The organism is Micromonospora sp. NPDC001898 (assembly GCF_042891255.1).
In the GTDB taxonomy this organism is placed as follows: Bacteria; Actinomycetota; Actinomycetes; order Mycobacteriales; family Micromonosporaceae; genus Micromonospora.
This window is the reverse complement of sequence record NZ_JBIATC010000004.1, coordinates 434,185-449,053: the sequence shown is the minus strand read 5'-3', so window position 1 is coordinate 449,053 and position 14,869 is coordinate 434,185. Positions and strand designations below refer to the sequence as shown.

The 14,869-nt window shown below is 72.1% G+C and carries 11 protein-coding genes and 1 pseudogene; 4 read left to right on the top strand and 8 right to left on the bottom strand.

Annotated elements, in window-relative coordinates:
* Window positions 1–53: 53 nt before the first annotated feature.
* Entirely contained in the window at window positions 54–1,859 is a 1,806-nt protein-coding gene (gene aspS, locus ACFYZF_RS12550) for an aspartate--tRNA ligase (protein ID WP_387019104.1), read from the bottom strand.
* Between the two features lie 190 nt (window positions 1,860–2,049).
* Between aspS and ACFYZF_RS12545 the strand changes: the two genes are divergently transcribed.
* On the top strand, window positions 2,050–2,658 hold the full coding sequence (locus ACFYZF_RS12545) for a DUF998 domain-containing protein (RefSeq protein ID WP_387019101.1): 609 nt from the start codon (window positions 2,050–2,052) through the stop codon (window positions 2,656–2,658).
* 111 nt (window positions 2,659–2,769) lie between these two features.
* On the opposite strand, the gene ACFYZF_RS12540 is transcribed toward ACFYZF_RS12545, so the two are convergent.
* On the bottom strand, window positions 2,770–3,822 hold the full coding sequence (locus ACFYZF_RS12540) for a S1 family peptidase (RefSeq protein ID WP_387019098.1): 1,053 nt from the start codon (window positions 3,820–3,822) through the stop codon (window positions 2,770–2,772).
* Between the two features lie 255 nt (window positions 3,823–4,077).
* Here ACFYZF_RS12540 and ACFYZF_RS12535 point away from each other — a divergent pair, with 255 nt between their 5' ends.
* The gene (locus tag ACFYZF_RS12535; RefSeq protein WP_387019095.1) at window positions 4,078–4,908 is read left to right on the top strand and encodes a GDSL-type esterase/lipase family protein; all 831 of its coding nucleotides are present in this window, start codon (window positions 4,078–4,080) and stop codon (window positions 4,906–4,908) included.
* 135 nt (window positions 4,909–5,043) lie between these two features.
* Here the strand turns inward: ACFYZF_RS12535 and ACFYZF_RS12530 are convergent, their stop codons facing one another.
* From ACFYZF_RS12530 to ACFYZF_RS12520, 3 genes are all read right to left on the bottom strand, one after another.
* A complete protein-coding gene (locus ACFYZF_RS12530; RefSeq protein WP_387019092.1) occupies window positions 5,044–5,982 on the bottom strand; it encodes an acyl-ACP desaturase in 939 nt (312 codons plus the stop codon).
* Between the two features lie 100 nt (window positions 5,983–6,082).
* Window positions 6,083–7,417, bottom strand: a complete 1,335-nt coding sequence (hisS, locus tag ACFYZF_RS12525; protein WP_387019089.1) for a histidine--tRNA ligase — start codon at window positions 7,415–7,417, stop codon at window positions 6,083–6,085.
* 70 nt (window positions 7,418–7,487) lie between these two features.
* Window positions 7,488–8,207 carry an MBL fold metallo-hydrolase gene (locus ACFYZF_RS12520; protein WP_387019319.1) on the bottom strand — a complete coding sequence of 240 codons (720 nt, stop codon included), beginning with the start codon at window positions 8,205–8,207 and terminating at the stop codon, window positions 7,488–7,490.
* 263 nt (window positions 8,208–8,470) lie between these two features.
* On the opposite strand from ACFYZF_RS12520, the gene ACFYZF_RS12515 reads away from it, so the two are divergent.
* Window positions 8,471–9,355: a peptidylprolyl isomerase gene (locus tag ACFYZF_RS12515; protein ID WP_387019087.1), complete on the top strand. Its 885-nt coding sequence runs from the start codon at window positions 8,471–8,473 to the stop codon at window positions 9,353–9,355.
* A 64-nt stretch (window positions 9,356–9,419) separates the two neighbouring features.
* Complete coding sequence (locus tag ACFYZF_RS12510; RefSeq protein ID WP_387019084.1) at window positions 9,420–10,256, top strand: peptidylprolyl isomerase; 837 nt, start codon at window positions 9,420–9,422, stop codon at window positions 10,254–10,256.
* Window positions 10,257–10,316: 60 nt separating this feature from the next.
* Here the strand turns inward: ACFYZF_RS12510 and ACFYZF_RS12505 are convergent.
* The 3 genes and pseudogenes from ACFYZF_RS12505 to secF form a co-directional block, all read right to left on the bottom strand.
* A pseudogene (locus ACFYZF_RS12505) lies at window positions 10,317–12,596 on the bottom strand (RelA/SpoT family protein); the annotation flags it as partial.
* Between the two features lie 412 nt (window positions 12,597–13,008).
* Entirely contained in the window at window positions 13,009–13,575 is a 567-nt protein-coding gene (locus ACFYZF_RS12500; protein ID WP_387019081.1) for an adenine phosphoribosyltransferase, read from the bottom strand.
* Between the two features lie 103 nt (window positions 13,576–13,678).
* Window positions 13,679–14,869, bottom strand: coding sequence for a protein translocase subunit SecF (gene secF, locus ACFYZF_RS12495; protein WP_387019079.1), 1,191 nt, complete (start codon window positions 14,867–14,869; stop codon window positions 13,679–13,681).

Here is a 14,869-nt window from a genome sequence, read left to right as displayed (position 1 = left end):
GGCGGCGGGGCGCCACCTCGGTGACGCCCCGCCGACCCTGCGAAAAGACCGTCTCAGACCGGATCCGCCACCGGGGCTGCCGGGCCGGCGGTGCCGGTGTGCGCGGCGGCGGCCGGCTTCGGCTTGGCGTCGATGCCCGCCTCGGCGCGCTGCTGCCCGGTGATCGGGGTCGGCGCGCCGGTCAGTGGGTCGAAGCCGCCCCGGGTCTTCGGGAACGCGATGACCTCGCGGATCGAGTCCGCGCCGGCGAGCAGCATGCAGACCCGGTCCCAGCCGAACGCGATGCCGCCGTGCGGCGGGGCGCCGTACTTGAACGCCTCCAGCAGGAAGCCGAACTTGTCCTGTGCTTCCTCGGAGGTGATGCCGAGCAGGTCGAACACCCGCTTCTGCACGTCCCCCCGGTGGATACGGATGGAGCCGCCGCCGATCTCGTTGCCGTTGCAGACGATGTCGTACGCGTAGGCCAGGGCCCGGTCCGGGGCCTCCTCGAACCGGTCGACCCACTCGGTGTTCGGGGAGGTGAACGGGTGGTGCACGGCCGTCCAGCCACCCTCGTCGGTGCGCTCGAACATCGGCGCGTCGACGACCCAGCAGAACGCCCACGCGGACTCGTCGATCAGCTTGGCCCGCTTGGCGATCTCGATCCGGGCCGCGCCGAGCAGCTCCTGCGCCTCCCGGGTGGCCGTGCTGGCGGCGAAGAAGACCGCGTCGCCCGGCTTCGCGCCGACCGCGTCGGCCAGCCCGGTTAGGTGCTCGGCGGAGAGGTTCTTCGCCACCGGGCCGCGCGCCTCGCCGGTCTCGGCGTCGAGCACCACGTACGCCAGGCCCTTCGCGCCACGCGCCTTGGCCCAGTCCTGCCAGCCGTCCAGCTCCTTGCGGCTCTGGGCCGCCCCGCCCGGCATGACGACCGCGCCGACGTACCCGCCCGCGTCGATCGCGCCGGCGAAGACCCGGAACGCGGTGCCGCGCAGGTAGTCGGTCAGCTCGGTCAGCTCGAGACCGTAGCGCAGGTCGGGCTTGTCGGAGCCGTACCGGGCCATGGCGTCGTGCCAGGTGATCCGCGGGATCGGCCGGGCGATCTCGTGGCCGGCGAGGTCCTTCCACAGTGCCGAGACGATCGCCTCGCCGAGGTCGATCACGTCGTCCTCGGTGACGAAGGACATCTCGATGTCGAGCTGGGTGAACTCCGGCTGCCGGTCGGCGCGGAAGTCCTCGTCCCGGTAGCAACGGGCGATCTGGTAGTACCGCTCCATGCCGCCGACCATGAGCAGCTGCTTGAACAGCTGCGGGGACTGCGGCAGGGCGTACCAGCTGCCGGGCTGGAGGCGGACCGGGACCAGGAAGTCGCGGGCACCCTCCGGGGTGGACCGGGTCAGCGTCGGGGTCTCGATCTCCAGGAAGTCCCGCTCGTGCAGCACGCCCCGGGCGAGCTGGTTGGCCCGCGAGCGCAGCCGCATCGCCTTCGCCGGGCCGCCCCGGCGGAGGTCGAGGTAGCGGTACTTGAGCCGGATGTCGTCGCCGGCCTCGACCAGGTCGTCGACGGGCAGCGGCAGCGGCGCGGCCTCCGAGAGCACCTCCAGCTCGCTGGCGGTCACCTCGATCTCGCCGGTGGGCAGCTCCGGGTTCTCGTTGCCCTCGGGGCGGCGGGTCACCTCGCCGACCACCTTCACGCAGAACTCGTTGCGCAGCGCGTGGGCGTCCTCCTCGCGGAAGACCACCTGGACGATGCCGGAGCCGTCGCGCAGGTCGACGAAGATGACACCGCCGTGGTCGCGCCGGCGGGCCACCCACCCGGCGAGCGTCACCGTGGTGCCGGCGTCCGTCGCGCGCAGGCTGCCGGCGTCATGGGTACGGATCACGGCTTGCGTCTCCCTCATCTGCGGTCGGTCTGCCCCCGCATTCTGTCAGGGCGCCCCGCCCCCCGCCGCCACCGGGCGGCCGACGGCACCCGGACGGCGCCGCCACCGGGCTAGCCCGGCGCGCGCCGGGCCGGGCCCCGTCCCGCGCCACGCATGGCGGTCGCGGAGCGCGCCCGCGTACCGTGTGGCGGTGCGCGCCGTACCCCGCTGGGCCCTGCTCTCCTCCGCCGCCGCCCCGGTGTTCCTGATCGGCGGCTGGACGCTCGCGGCGGCCCGGCAGCCGGGCGGCTTCGACCAGGTGGGCGACACGATCAGCGCGCTCGCGGCGGTCGACGCCGCGGACCGGTGGATCATGACTGTCGGGCTGCTCGGCCTGGGGCTGTGCCACTGCGTGACCGCGGCCGGGCTGCGGCCGGCGCGGCCCGCCGGCCGCCTGCTGCTCGCCCTCGGCGGGGTGGCCACGCTGGCCGTCGCGGCCCTCCCGCTGCCGGCCATGAGCGGCGCATCCGCCCCGCACCGCGCCGCCGCCGTGGTCGCCTTCGGCGCGCTGGCGCTCTGGCCGGCCCTCGCCGCGCCCGCGCGCCGCCCGCCCGGCGACGCCGCGGCGCCGGCATCCCACGGTACGGCCGCCGCGGCGCTCCTGCTGGGCCTGGTGGGCTGGTTGGTCGTGGAGCTGGTCGGCGGCGGCGCCCGGGTCGGCCTGGCCGAGCGGGTGGCGGCCGGGGCCGAGGCGCTCTGCCCGCTGCTGGCGGTGCTGGCCCTCGGTGGTGGTCGACGGCGAGCAGGTGGTCCCCCGTGACCGGCCCTTCGGCCAACGCCCGGACGCGCCCGCCGGTCGCCGCCTTCTCCCGGTACGCCGGAAGCGGGCCACCGGGAGGCCGGCGACCCGCTTCGCGGACGGTGCGGTGGATCAGATGATGCTGACGCCGTAGACGCTCATCGGCTCGGTCACCGGCTGGAAGTACGTGGTGCCGCCGGAGCTGCAGTTGCCGCTGCCGCCGGAGGTGAGGCCGACGGCGCTGCTGCCGCTGAACAGCGAGCCGCCGCTGTCGCCCGGCTCGGCGCAGACGTTGGTCCGGATCAGGCCGGAGACGCTGCCCTCGGCGTAGTTGACCGTGGCGTTGGTGGCGGTCACCGAACCGCCCTTCAGGCCGGTGGTGCTGCCCGAGCGCTGGACGCTCTGGCCGGCGTACGCGTTGACCGCGCCGGTGACGTCCCGGTAGCTGCCGTTGTACAGGGACACGTTGCCCGTGGCGTTGGCGGAGTTGCTGTGCCGCACGATGCCGTAGTCGTTGCCCGGGAAGCTGCTGCCGGTGCGGGTGCCCAGGACGCTGGTCTGGCCCGAGTTGGAGTACCAGCTCGAGGCGATGTTGGTGCAGTGCCCGGCGGTCAGGAAGAAGGTCGTGCCGGCGCTGTTGCGGACGTTGAAGCCCAGCGAGCACCGACCGCCGCCACCGGCGTAGATCGCCTGGCCACCGGAGATCCGGGTGCTCAGCACGCCGGCCTCGGCCTCGACGCGGACGGCGCCGCCGGTCCGGGCGGCAGCGGCCTTGACCTGCTCCAGCTTGGCGCCGGTGACGGTGCTGTCGACGGAGACGACGACCTGGTTGGTGACCGCGTCGGTCCACCAGGCGGTGCCCGGGATCTTCGCCGAGCGCTCCAGCTCGGCGGTGGCCCGGTTGAGCTCCACGGCGCCCCGCTTCACGACCTTCGCGGTCGCGCCGGAGGCGCGGACCTGACGGGCGGCGGCCTCGTCGGTCACGGTGACGACCATTCTGCCGCTGGCGTCGGCGTACGTGCCGGCGGAGCGGTCACCGAGCCGCTCGGCCAGGGTGGCCGCGGCGTCGGGCGAAGCGGGCGAGGGCGCGGCCTGGGCGGGCGCGCCGATCAGCGCGCCGGCGACCAAGGTTCCGGCCGCGGCTACGGACGCGGCGCGGAGCAGCGATGACCTCGTGGGTCGCATACAACAACCTCCCGGAAGGGGGTGACGGGTCGCGCCGGGGGTGACGGACCCGAGGACCAAGCGACCGGATCTGGGGGGAATCGACCCGGCAAAGTGAAGTATTCACATATTTAAGATCACCGGCAAGGCCTGGCTCCACCCGTCCCACCCGATCCGAACACGACGCGGACCAGCAACATTGTGGCCACTGGCATCGATCTATAGGATCGACGGACTCCGATTTATTCCATCGGCACCCGTGATCCGGAGGCCACCATGAGCCCCGTTCGACGCGTCCTGGCCGCCCTCGCCGCCGCCACCGTCCTCGTCCCGCTCGGCACCACCGCCGCCCACGCCGACACCGGCCCGGCGCCCGCCTCGATGGCCAGTCTCGGCGACTCGATCACCCGCGGCTTCAACGCCTGCGGCTGGTTCGTCGACTGCACCTCCCGCTCGTTCAGCACCGGCGACACGTCCTCGGTGAACAGTCACTACCTGCGCATCCGGGCGGTCAACCCGGCGATCGCCGGGAACAACCACAACGACGCGAAGACCGGCGCGAAGTCCGCCGACATGCCCGGCCAGGCGGCCACCGCGGTCGGCCAGGGCGTCGAATACGTGACGATGCTGATCGGCGCGAACGACGCGTGCACCAGCGCGGAGTCGACGATGACGCCGGCGGCCACCTACCGGGCCAACATCGACGCCGCCCTCGGCCGGATCAGGGCGGGCCTGCCCGACGCCCGGGTGCTCCTGGTCAGCGTTCCGGACATCCACCGGCTCTGGTCGGTCGGCAAGGACAGCGGCAGCGCCCGCACCGCCTGGTCGCTGTTCAGCATCTGCCAGTCCATGCTGGCCAACCCCACGTCCACGGCGCAGGCCGACGTGGACCGGCGGGCCCGGGTCCGCCAGCGGGTGGTCGACTACAACACCCAGCTCGCCCAGGCGTGCGCCGCGTACGGCCCGAACTGCGACTTCGACGACAACGCCGTGTTCGGCTACCCGTTCACCCTGGGCCAGCTCTCCGGCTGGGACTACTTCCACCCGAACAGCACCGGCCAGCAGGTGCTCGCCGACGTCTCGTACGCCGCCGGCTTCGGCTGGTGACCCCACCAGCCTGCCCCCACCCACCCCCGGCGATCTTGCACTTAGGGCCCGCGAACTGGGCGTGATGCGGCTTTTGCGGGGGCCGCAACCGCAAGATCGCGAGAGGGGAGGTGGGTTGGCGGTGGGGGTGGGAGGTCAGGCCCGGGCGGCGGCCAGGCGGGCGGCGCGGGCGTCGCGCTTCTCCTCGAAGCGGGCCGCGTGGGTCTCGAGGGTGTCCAGGTGGGCGGCGATCTCATCGCGAGCCGCCTCGCCGTCGGCGTCCAGGCCGGAGACGTTGAACACGTCCCACTGACGCAGCACCGGGACGACCACCTCGTCGCGGTGCTGGCGCAGGTCGTAGATGCCGGCGAGGGCGATCGTCACCGACTTGCGGGCGAAGCCCTCGATGCCCACACCGGGCATCTGGAAGTCCGCCAGCACCTCGGCGATCGCCCGCATCGTCTGGCTCGGGTCGAGCTCCAGAGCGGCGGCGAGCAGATTGCGGTAGAAGACCATGTGCAGGTTCTCGTCGGCCGCGACGCGGGCCAGCAGCGCCTCGCAGGCCGGGTCGCCGGTCACCCGGCCGGTGTTGCGGTGCGAGATCCGGGTGGCCAACTCCTGGAACGACACGTACGCCAGCGAGCGCAGCATCGAGTCGTCGTGGGAGTTGGAGTACCCGGCCGTCATGTGCACCATCCGGGCCCGCTCCAGGGCCACCGGGTCGACCGCCCGGGTCACGGTCAGGTAGTCCCGGATGGCGGTGCCGTGCCGCCCCTCCTCCGCCGTCCACCGGCCCACCCAGGTCCCCCACGCCCCGTCGGGGCCGAAGAGGGTGGCGATCTGGTGGTGGTACGAGGGGAGGTTGTCCTCGGTGAGCAGGTTCACGATCAGCGCGGTGCGCGCCACCTCGGGGATCGTCGAGTCCGATGCCGACCACGCCTCGCCGCCGAGCGGACCGTCGAAGGTGCGACCCTCGCTCCACGGCACGTACTCGTGCGGGAACCACTCCTTGGCCATCGAGAGGTGCCGGTCGAGGTTCTTCTCCACGACGGGCTCGAGCTCGACGAGCAGGGCAGTCTGGCTCAGTGCGGTCACGACGATCTCCCTACCTACGGTGGCGTAACTTACGCAACCGTAGGTCTTCGTCGACGTACGCGCCAGTAACGCCAGCTCGTGGCGTTTTCCCGGCGGACCCTCAGCCCTGCCCGACCAGCGGTCGCAGGTCCGCCCGGGGCGGGGTCCACTCCCCCGCCGCCGCGGCCACCTGCTCGCCGGAGCGGATGTCCTTCACCTCGTCCGCCGCGCCGTCGGCCCCCGGGAACCACACGTACGGGATGCCGCGCCGCTCGGCGTAGCGGATCTGCTTGCCGAACTTCGCCGCACTCGGCGACACCTCGGTGGGCACGCCACGGCCGCGCAGCGCGTCGGCGACGGCGTTGCTGACCGCCCGGTGCTCCTCGGCGGTGACCGCGACCAGCACGCAGGTCGGCACGCTACGGGACACCGACAGCGCGTCGGCGCCGAAGAGCAGGCCGAGCAGCCGGGTCACCCCGATCGAGATGCCCACCCCCGGGAACCGGGCGGCCCCCGAGCTGGCCAGGTTGTCGTACCGGCCGCCGGAACAGATCGAGCCGAACCGCTCGTAGCCCACCAGTTGCGTCTCGTAGACGGTGCCGGTGTAGTAGTCCAGGCCACGGGCGATGCGCAGATCGGCCACGCACAGCCCCGGCGAGTGCGCGGCGGCGGTCTCCACCACCGCGACCAGCTCGTCGACGCCCTCGTCCAGCAGCGGGTGGCTCACCCCGAGGGCCCGCACCGCGTCGGCGAAGGAGGCGTCCGGGGCGGAGATCTCCGCCAGGGACAGGCACGCCTTGGCCTGCGCCTCGCTCGCCCCGGCCGTCTCGGCCAGCAGCTCGGCCACCTTCGCCGGGCCGATCTTGTCGAGCTTGTCGACCGCGCGCAGGGCGGCCTCCGGGTCGGTCAGCCCGATGCCCCGGTAGAAGCCCTCGCAGATCTTGCGGTTGTTGACCTGGATCCGCACCGGCGGGATCGGCAGCGACCGCAGCGCGTCGCCGATGACCAGCGGCATCTCGGCCTCGAAGTGGGCGGGCAGGGTGTCCCGGTCGACGATGTCGATGTCGGCCTGGAGGAACTCCCGGTAGCGGCCCTCCTGCGGGCGCTCGCCCCGCCACACCTTCTGGATCTGGTAGCGGCGGAACGGGAACTGGAGCTTGCCGGCGTTCTCCAGCACGTAGCGGGCGAACGGGACGGTCAGGTCGAAGTGCAGGCCGAGCGCGTCGTCCCCGGCCGGGCCCTCGGCGTCGGCCTGGAGCCGGCGCAGCAGGTACACCTCCTTCGAGGTCTCCCCCTTGCGCAGGAGCTGGTCCAGCGGCTCGACCGAGCGGGTCTCCAGGGGGGCGAAGCCGTACAGCTCGAAGGTGGCGCGGATCCGGTCGAGGACGAACTGCTCGATCATCCGCTGCGCCGGCGTCCACTCGGGGAAGCCGGAGATGGGCGTGGGCTTGCTCATGGCGTACTCCTTGCAGCTCCGCGCCGCCGGGCGCGGTGAGGTCGTGGCCCGCGCGGCGCGGGCGGAGGATCTAGAGGCCGCGGGTGGGCGCGGCGGGGCGCGCGCCGCCGGAGCCCGCCACCTCGACGAGGTACGGGTTGCTCGCGCGCTCGCGACCGATGGTGGTCGCGGGGCCGTGGCCGGGCAGCACCACGGTGTCGTCGGCCAGCGGGAGGATCTTGTCCCGCAGGCTGGCGAGCATCCGGGGCATGCTGCCGCCCCACAGGTCGGTGCGGCCGATCGAGCCGGCGAAGAGCACGTCGCCGGAGAGGCAGACCTGCTCGGCCTCCCAGGGCGAGCCGGCGCCGGGCAGCCGGAACAGCACCGACCCGCCGGTATGGCCCGGGGCGTGGTCGACGGTGATCTCCAGGCCGGCCAGGGCGAGGGTGGCCCCGTCGGTCAGCTCGGCGACGTCGTCGGGCTCGGTGTAGGGCAGCCGGCCACCGAAGAGCTGGGTGAGGTCCATCGACAGCGCCTTGCCCGGGTCGGCCAGCAACTCCCGGTCGGCGGGGTGGACGTACGCGGTGATGCCCCGGGCGCCGCAGACCGGCGCGACGGAGAAGGTGTGGTCGAGGTGGCCGTGGGTGAGCAGCACCGCGGCCGGGTGCAGGCGATGCTCGGCGAGCACGGCGTCGAGCCGGTCGAGCACCCCGATGCCCGGGTCGACCACCACGCACTGCTCCCCCGGCGCGGTCGCCACCACATAGCAGTTGGTGCCGAAGGCGTCCGCGGGAAAGCCGGCCACGAGCACGTCCGCTCCCCTTCCGTCGAGCTGTCGTCCCTGCACTGGCAGCCTAGCCGCATCGGCGCGCGGATTCCGTCGGCCCACCCGCCCCGCGGGCCCCCGCAGCCACAGTGACACCCCCCGATAAACCTTGCGAGGACCTGGTACACCACATTCCCAGTCGGTACCCGTACACTCTGGCGGGCGTGTGGCGTAGCGCACGTGCCGCCAGACAGGGCGCGACGCCCGACCCGCCGGTGACCGTCAGGGTATGAGGAGGGGGAGCACGGGTGGCTTCCAGCAGGGACCGGCAGCGCAAAATGGCGCGGGCCAAGCTCGACCGACAGTTGGCCCGACGGGCCTCCCGGATCAGGCGCCGCCGGCAGATCCAGGCCGGCGTCGGCGCCGCCGTGGTGCTCGCGCTGATCGTGGCCGGCTCGGCGTGGGCGCTGGGCGCCTTCGACGACGACCCGGAGAAGAACAAGGCCGCCGAGGACATCTGCATCTGGACTCCCCAGGACGCCACCGCGAACACCAACCTCAAGGACGTCGGCACCCCGGCCACCACCGGCCTGCCGACCTCCGGCACCCGGGCGATGACCGTCACCACCAACCAGGGCGCGCCGGTCACCGCGGAGCTCGACCTCGCCTCGGCCCCCTGCGCCGGGGCGAGCATCGCCCACCTGGCCAGCCGGGGCTTCTACGACAACGCCACGTGCCACGAGATCACCGACGAGGGCGCGTTGCGCTGCGGTGACCCGAGCGGCACCGGCCTGGGCGGCCCGACCTACTCGTTCTACGACGAGAACGTCCCCGTGCAGCCCGAGGCGAGCCCGTCGGCCAGCCCCGCCCCCGGCCAGCCCCCGGCGTACCCGAAGGGCACGGTCGCGATGATGGCCAACCCGCCGGGCGCCAACGGCAGCCAGTTCCTCATCTTCTTCAAGGACTTCAATCCTGCCAAGCCGGTCTACCCGGTGATCGGCAAGGTCACCGGCGGGCTCGACGTGATCACGAAGATCGGCGCCCTCCCGACCGTGGACAATGGGAGCGGAGCAAAGGTCAAGCCGAAGACCGACTTGGTGATCCAGAGCCTCACCGTCGGCGAGCCGACGACGGCGCCGGCCGCGCCCGCCCCGGCATCGGGCGCTCCGGCGGCCAGCCCGAGCGCCGGCTGACCGGGCCCCGCCCCACACACTGCGGCACTGACCGCGCCAGAGACACAGTCCAGGAGGATCGACCGTGACGTCCACGAAAGAGCGGCAGCGCGCGGCGGCGAAGGCCCGACTTCAGCGGAACATGGCCGCGCAGGCAACCAGGGCCCGCAAGCGCCGGCAGACGCAGGCGGTCGTCGGCGCCGGGGCGGCCCTGTTGCTCGTGGTCGCCGGCACCGTGTGGCTGGCCACCACCGTCGTCGGCGACGACGACGACAAGCAGGAAACCGCCGCGAGCGGTCTCGTGCAGTGCGCGTTCACCGAGATCCCCAAGGAGAGCCGGACCAAGGAGGTCAAGGACGTCGGGCTGCCGCAGAACCAGCAGGCGAACACCGGCGTCCAGACCCTGACGATGGACACCAACCTGGGCCCGATCACCGCCAAGGTCGACCGGGCCGCCTCGCCGTGCACCGCGGCCAGCTTCACCCACCTGGCGAGCAAGAACTTCTTCGACAACAGCAAGTGTCACCGCCTGGTCACCGAGGGCATCCAGGTGCTCCAGTGCGGTGACCCGAGCGCGACCGGCAAGGGCTGGCGGGAGACCGACGGCACCGGCGGCCCGGCATACAAGCTGACCGAGGAGAACCTGCCCACCGACAAGCGCCCCGCCTACCCGAAGGGGGTCATCGCGATGGCCAACTCGGGACAGCCCGGCAGCACCGGCAGCCAGTTCTTCATCGTCTACGGCGACTCGCAGCTCGACCCGAACTACACCGTCCTGGGCACGATCACCGGCGGCATGGACATCGTCGAGGCCGTCGCCAAGGCCGGCGACGACAAGGCGTTCGCCAAGCAGGCCGGCGGTGGCCACCCCAAGAAGGAGGTCGTCATCAAGAAGCTGACGATGAGCGAGCCGCAGGGCTGAGCCCTCCACCACGACGAAGCGCCCGCCGGCTGAGAGCCGGCGGGCGCTGTCGTGTGCGGATCAGGACCCCGAGGTGACCCGGTACGCGTCGAAGACGCCGTCGACCTTGCGGACGGCGGCCAGCAGGTGGCCCAGGTGCTTCGGGTCGGCCATCTCGAAGCTGAACCGGCTGACCGCCACCCGGTCCCGGGTGGTGGTGACCGTCGCGGACAGGATGTTGACCCGCTCCTCGGAGAGCACCCGGGTCACGTCCGCGAGCAGCTTGTGCCGGTCCAGGGCCTCCACCTGGATGGCCACCAGGAACGTCGAGGCGGAGGTGAGCTTCCAGCTGACCTCGACCACCCGCTCGTCCTGGGCCAGCAGGTCCTCGGCGTTGGCGCAGTCGTCCCGGTGCACGCTGACCCCGCCGGAGCGGGTGACGAACCCGAAGACCGCGTCCGGCGGCACCGGGGTGCAGCACCGGGCCAGCTTGATCCAGACGTCGCTGACGCCGCGCACCACCACGCCCGGATCGGCGCTGCTCTGCCGACTGCGCGGCGGCCGGGTGGCGACGGCGGTCTCGGCGATGTCCTCCGCCGCGCCCTCCTCGCCGCCGTACGCGGCCATCAGCTTCTGCACCACCGACTGGGCGGAGACCTGACTGTCGCCGACCGCCGCGTACAGCGACGCCACGTCGGCCAGGTGCAGGTCCCGGGCGATCGTCATCAACGCGTCCGAGGTGAGCATCCGCTGCAACGGCATGCCCTGCTTGCGCATCGCCTTGACGATCGAGTCCTTGCCGGCCTCGATCGCCTCCTCGCGGCGCTCCTTGTTGAAGTACTGCCGGATCTTCGTGCGCGCCCGGGGGCTCTTCACGAATCCCAGCCAGTCCTGCGTCGGCCCCGCCGTCTCGGACTTCGACGTGAAGATCTCGATCACGTCGCCGTTGGACAGCGTCGACTCCAACGGCACCAGCTTGCCGTTGACCCGCGCCCCGATGCACTTGTGCCCCACCTCGGTGTGCACCGCGTACGCGAAGTCCACCGGCGTCGACCCGGTCGGCAGCGGGATGACGTCGCCCTTGGGGGTGAAGACGTACACCTCCTGGCTGGACAGGTCGAAGCGCAGCGCGTCCAGGAACTCGCTCGGGTCCGCCGCCTCCCGCTGCCAGTCCAGCAGCTGCCGCAGCCAGGTCATCTCGTCGATGTGCGCCGGCGGGCCGACGATCTGGGTGCCCTTGTGCTCCTTGTACTTCCAGTGCGCGGCGATGCCGAACTCGGCGGTGCGGTGCATCGCGTACGTGCGGATCTGCATCTCCACCGGCTTGCCGGTGGGCCCGATGACCGTCGTGTGCAACGACTGGTACATGTTGAACTTCGGCATCGCGATGTAGTCCTTGAACCGACCCGGCACCGGCTGCCAATTCGCGTGGATCACACCCAGCGCCGCGTAGCAGTCCCGCACCGTGTCGACCAGGATCCGCACACCCACCAGGTCGTAGATGTCGTTGAAGTCGCGACCCCGCACGATCATCTTCTGGTAGATCGAGTACAGGTGCTTCGGCCGTCCCGTCGTCTCCGCCTTGATCTTGGCGGCCTTCAGGTCGGTCTGCACCTTCTGGGTGACCTGGCGCAGCTGCGTCTCCCGCTGCGGCTGGTGCTCCCCGATCAGCCGGAGGATCTCCTCGTACCGCTTCGGGAACAGCGTGCCGAAGGCGAGGTCCTCCAACTCCCACTTGATCGTGTTCATGCCCAGCCGGTGCGCCAGGGGCGCCAGGATCTCCAGCGTCTCCTTCGCCTTCTGCTCCTGCTTGGGGCGGGGCAGGAAGGTCAGGGTGCGCATGTTGTGCAGCCGGTCGGCCAGCTTGATCACCAGGACCCGGGGGTCCTTGGCCATCGCCACGACCATCTTGCGGATGGTCTCCGCCTTGGCGGCGTCGCCGAGCTTGACCTTGTCGAGTTTCGTCACCCCGTCGACGAGCAGCGCGACCTCGCCGCCGAAGTCCACCTTCATCTGGTCGAGCGTGTACTCGGTGTCCTCGATCGTGTCGTGCAGCAGCGCGGCGACCAGGGTGGTGGTGTCCATCCCCAGGTTCGCCAGGATGGTGGACACCGCCAGGGGGTGGGTGATGTACGGGTCGCCGGACTTGCGGTACTGGCCCGAGTGCCAGCGGGCCGCCGTGTCGAACGCCCGCTGGAGCAGCCGGGCGTCGGCCTTGGGGTGGTTCACCCGATGGGACGAGATCAGCGGCTCCAGCACCTCGCTGACCTGCGAGGTCTGCCAGGGCGCGTTGAACCGGGCCAGCCGGGCCCGCACCCGCCGGCCGGTGGGCGCGTTGGAGAGGGCGAAGCCGCCGCTCGGCGACTGGTCGCCGGAGTCGTCGGCCGAGAGCGGCTCCAGGACGCCGGCCGCCGGGATGTCGCCGTCGGCGGAACCCGCCTCGTTCCCGAGGGCCGCGCCCCGCGGCTCAGCTCCCTTGTCGGTCACCGAACCATCAGCGTCGCCTGTCGGGTGCACCGTGCCCTCCACCGGAGGGACGACATCGTGGGACACCGGCCTCCTTACCGCTCGCCGGGGTACGCCGACCGTGCGCCGGCCGGCCTGGTCTCCGCCGCCCGGACGGTCTTCCCGCCGGTCAGCAAAGGGCAATGCTACCCGTACGCACCGTGCGCCGCCGCTCGGCCGGACGGACCGCACCGGGTCCGCCCGGCAGTCAGCACGACCAATCGGTCAGCAGGGCACGGACCGGACGTCAACCCGCTCCGTAGGGCGGTCAGACCTCGAGCAGGGCGTGCACCGGGCGCGGGGCGAGCCGCTCACGGCCACCGAGGAAACCGAGCTCCAGCAGCACCGTGAAGCCGGCGACCGTACCGCCGGCCCGCTCCACCAGATCGAGGGTGGCCTCGGCGGTCCCCCCGGTGGCGAGCACGTCGTCGACCACCAGCACCCGGTGCCCGGCGGTGAACGCGTCCTCGTGCAGCTCCAGCGTCGCTTCGCCGTACTCCAGCGCGTACGAGGCCGAGTAGGCGGGGCGGGGCAGCTTGCCGGCCTTGCGCACCGGCACCACGCCGACCCCGGTGGCGTACGCGACGGCCGCCGCGATCACGAAGCCCCGGGCCTCGATCCCGACCACGGCGTCGAACGAGTCCCGCCCGTGGTAGGCCACGATCCCGTCGACCACCTCGCGGAACACCGCGCCGTCGGCGAAGAGCGGCATCAGGTCCTTGAACATGACGCCTGGCTTCGGGAAGTCCGGCACGTCCAGCACACGGCTGGCGACCAGCTCGGCGACCTGCGGGCCGCTGTCTCCCCGTACCCCGGCGCTGTACGTCTCCGTCACGGCGGCCCGTCTCCCTTCGTACGACGACGGCGTCCTCCACGCCGCTCGCACAGCATGAAGGACGCCGTCGTCACCGTTTCCAGCGGGTGTCTCCCCGGTCGCGTCAGCGGCGCTTCGCGCCGCCCGGCCGGTTGCCGCCGCCGCCGGCGGGGCGACCACCCCGGGCGCCGCTCGGACGCTTACCGGCGGGCCGGGCGCCCACCTTCGGCGCGGCCCCGGCCAGGGCCGCCTCCTCCGGGTCGACGGGCTCGTCGTCCTCCCCGGCCGGGCGCGGCGCGCCCTTCGGGGTGATCTCGCCCCGGGCCAGGGCGCCCCGCCGGGCCAGCACCCGCTTGTTGTGCGCCTGGATCCGCGGCTCGTAGTTCTTCAGCAGCACCAGCAGCGGGGTGGCCAGCAGGATCGAGGTCAGGAACGCGATCGCCATACCGACGAAGAGCACCAGGCCGAGGTCCTTCAGGGTGCCCGCGCCCAGCAGGCCCGCGCCGATGAAGAGCAGACCGCCGACCGGGAGCAGGGCGACCACCGACGTGTTCAGCGACCGCATGAGGCTCTGGTTGATCGCCAGGTTGGCCGCCTCGCCGTACGTCTGGTTGTTGTTCGCGGTGATGCCCCGGGTGTTCTCCTGGACCTTGTCGAAGACCACCACCACGTCGTAGAGCGCGAAGCCCAGGATGGTGAGGAACCCGATGATCGTCGACGGGGTCACCTCGAAGCCGACCAGCGAGTAGATGCCGGCGGTGAGGATCAGGTTCATGAACAGCGAGGAGACGGCCGCCACCGCCATCCGCCACTCGAAGCGCAGGATCAGGTAGACCATCACCACCGCGATGAAGATGACCAGGCCGAGCAGCGCGCGGGAGGTGACCTGGCTGCCCCACGCCTCGCTGACCTGGCTGCCGCTGATCTGGTCCGGCTGGATGCCGAGCTCCCGGGCAATCTCCGCCTTGGCCGCGTCGGCCTGCTCGGGGGTGAGCTGCGAGGTGCGGATCTCGTAGTAGTCGCCGCCGGTGCCGCCGACCTTCTGCGCGGTGGCCACCTCGGCCCCGCCCGCGGTGCTCGCCAGCGCCGCGTCGACCTTCTCCTCGGCCTGCTCCAGCGTCCCGACGCTGGCCGGCACCTGGAACGAGTTGCCGCCGGCGAACTCGATGCCCAGGCTGAACTTCTGGATCCCGAAGCTGAGCACCGAGATCAGGATCAGCACCCCGGCGACGGTGAACCACAGCTTGCGCTTGCCGACGACATCGACCCCGGCCTCGCCCCGGTAGAGGCGGCTCGCCAATCCAGTCTTAGCCAT